This is a genomic window from Trebonia sp., from assembly GCF_030042015.1.
Lineage (GTDB): Bacteria > Actinomycetota > Actinomycetes > Streptosporangiales > Streptosporangiaceae > Trebonia.
Window position 1 is genome coordinate 1 of record NZ_JASIAL010000536.1, and the last position, 2,923, is coordinate 2,923.

Consider the following 2,923-nt stretch of genomic DNA (forward strand, 5'->3'; position numbering starts at 1 on the left):
ACCTGACCAGGAGGAACACCCGATACAGCCCACGATCTGCCCAACCAGCGCAAATGTCCCGTAACACGCCCGGCGTGTCGCCCGCCACTCCTGCACGACGGGGCCAGATCAAAGGAGAACCACCGCCCCGCACCTGCTCCCGGTGGGGCCCATTCAAAGAAGAACAGCGGGGCCATTTCAGAGTGCTACAGCCAGGCCCGCGGCCTGGAAGAGTTTTAGTGCCTCGTAATTCGCTGACCATGCCTGGGACCATAGAGCCTGGGCTTGCTGCCAGAACTGCTCGGCGGTCTCCTGGTGTCCGGCTTGATAGGCCTGGATGGCGGCCTGGCATAGCTGGCCGTGTTCGGCGGCGAGGTCTGCGGGGGCTTCCCAGATGAGGTCGGCGACATCGCCAGAGCCGAAGAGGGCTTGCAGCGTTGCGATATCAACGTCGGCGCCGAGCACAAGCCCGTGATCGGCGCAGGCCAGGCCGGTCCAGGTACCTGCTGGCTCGTCAGTCCGGCTGTGCTCCAAGACGTGGGCCAGGTGATCTGAGACCCAGGTCATCCGCAGAACGCCGCTGAGCTTCGCGCCATCGATCGTGGTGTCTGCCGTTGCTCTCACCTCCCCTAGATGAGTGATTCCTTATGGGTTCAGTTGTCGAAGGCGATCAGCGACCGCTTGACGGGCTGGCCGACAGACCAGTTGTGCCAGATGCAGGCGGCCATGGCCAGCAGCCGCTGCGCGACGCGGGCGTACAGCCCCTCGGTGGTCCGGCCGCCGTGCCGTTCCAGGTCCAGCTGCCCCTTGAGGGTGTCGTTGACCGACTCGATCCACTGCCGGATCCACCCGATGGACCCGTGCCGCGGCGCCTCGTCGCGCCGGTCCGGCCGGACCAGGCGCAGCCCGTACCCGGCGGCGGCCAGGTCCTCGAAGTCCCGGCCCGCGAACCCCTTGTCGCTGATCAGGGTCAGCCCGGGCCGCAGCGCGCCGGTGCGGGCGGCGCAGCCCGGCAGTTCGGCGGCGGCCTCGCGTTCCCCGATCTTGGGGTCGGCCAGGCACCAGGCGGTCGGCATCCCGTCCGGAGTGGTGATCAGGTACAGCTTCAGCCCCCAGTACCAGCGCGAATGCGCCGCGCAGTACCCGTAGTGCGCCCACCCGGCCAGCTCGGACCGGCGGACCGTCTCCCGGGACGCGCCGCACGGCACCGGGGTGGCGTCGATCAGCCGCACCGGGTCATACCAGCACGGCGACTGCCGGGCCAGGTGATCCATCGTCGCGGCCAGCAGCGGCGCGGCGGCCTTGAGCCGCTTGTGGTAGCCGGGCTGGTTCGGCAGGTACGGGAACAGGTGCCCAGCCGCCCGTAGCACATCCGCAGCCAGTGATGCTCGCTGCGCGCGCCCGGCAGCACCTGCGCCACTGCCAGGCACACCAGCTCGGCGTCGGTCAGCCGTTTCGGGTGGCCCCGGCCGCGACTGGCGGGCGGGACCACGTGATCGTCGATCTCCACGTACAGTGCGATCAAGAGGGTGTCCAGGTCGTTCGTCACAGTCGATCATGGGCACCCTCCCCACGTCCGAGAGCCGCGTTCAAGGAATCACTCATCTAGGGTGCCAGGTCCGCGGCCGCGACGGCGTCCCCCTGGACGGTGAGATATGGGAGTGTCGCCGGCCGGCCGTGCCAGCTTCGCGGGCTACGCCTGCAGGATGAGGCGCCGCGGGCGCGACGCCGCCCAGATCGGGTGCTGCCGCCTTGACGGCAGCGAGCGGGCAGGGCGATGCTCGGAAGCGACATCCGCCGCGCGAGCCGCGGCGACGTGACAACGCTGTCGCAGATTCGGAGGGCCTGTGTCCGCCGACTACCGGGCCACCGGGCCAGAACGCAGCGAGCACAGCCCCGCCGCCCGCGCGGCGGGGCTGATCGCCGTCGCCGAGGACCTGGCCGGTGAGTTCTCGCTGCGCCCGCTGCTCGAGCGCATCCTGCTGCGCTGCACCGAGCTGCTCGGCTGCACCGCCGGCTCGATCTGCAGCGTCGACGAGGCGGCCGGGACGTACCGCAAGGAAGCGGACATCGGGGTGGCGTGCCAGTCCGGCCAGGTCTTCCCGCTTACCGAGGGCATGACCGGCGCGGTGGTGGCACGGCGCGCGCCGATCTGGTTCGACAGGTACGACCAGGTCCGCGGCGGACATGTGGCGGCAGCGGACCGGGCCACATTGCGCGGGGTCATCGGCGTGCCGCTGGAGTGGCGGGGGCGGATCGTCGGCGCGTGCGTGGTGTTCAGCAGGGACGAGCGGCGGGTGTTCGGCCCCGACGACGCGGAACTGCTCGAGCTGTTCGCCAGGCACGCGGCGATCGCGCTGGCGACCGCGCGCATGCACGAGGCGGCCGAGGAGCGCGCCCGCGCGGAGGCGGCGGCGAACGAGCGCGACCGGCTGCTCGGGGAAGTGCACGACAGCCTGGCGCGACGCCTGGTGTCCATCCGGGTGCACTTGGACAGCGCGGAGGAGGACCTGGCCGGCGCGGGCGGGCAAGCGGACCTCAGCCGGGCCGAGGTCCAGCTCCGGCAGGCGAGCAGCGAGGCCAGGGACGCCCTCGCCGAGGCCCGGCTCACCCTGCTCGGCCTCGCCTCGTCGCCGCTGAACGGGCAGACGCTGCAGGCGGCGCTGCAAGCCGAAGCGGCCTGGGCACAGAGCATCGGCGGTCTTGAGGTCAGGTTCGTCACGGCCGGCGCGCCGGCGCCGGCCGATGAGCGGCTGTCGCACGAGGTGCTGCTCGTCGCCCGCGAGGCGCTCACCAACATCGTCAGGCACGCGCGGGCACGGTCGGTCCGGCTGGGCCTGCTGCACGAGCCCGAGTCGGTGACATTGCTCGTGCAGGACGACGGCGAAGGGTTCGATCCCACCGCCGGGTGGCAGGGCGACCGCTTCGGGCTGCGCGATCTCAG

Annotated in this window: 2 protein-coding genes and 1 pseudogene; 1 reads left to right on the forward strand and 2 read right to left on the reverse strand. The window is 71.1% G+C overall.

Annotated features, from left to right (window positions below; all coding sequences use genetic code 11):
• Positions 1 to 177: 177 nt before the first annotated feature.
• Positions 178 to 603 carry a hypothetical protein gene (locus Q1N79_RS28495; RefSeq protein ID WP_300614160.1) on the reverse strand — a complete coding sequence of 142 codons (426 nt, stop codon included), beginning with the start codon at positions 601 to 603 and terminating at the stop codon, positions 178 to 180.
• Positions 604 to 632: 29 nt separating this feature from the next.
• A pseudogene (locus tag Q1N79_RS28500) lies at positions 633 to 1,528 on the reverse strand (IS982 family transposase).
• Positions 1,529 to 1,826: 298 nt separating this feature from the next.
• Between Q1N79_RS28500 and Q1N79_RS28505 the strand changes: the two are divergent.
• Positions 1,827 to 2,923 (forward strand): GAF domain-containing protein (locus tag Q1N79_RS28505; protein WP_300614161.1); only part of this gene is annotated, 1,097 nt, incomplete at its 3' end.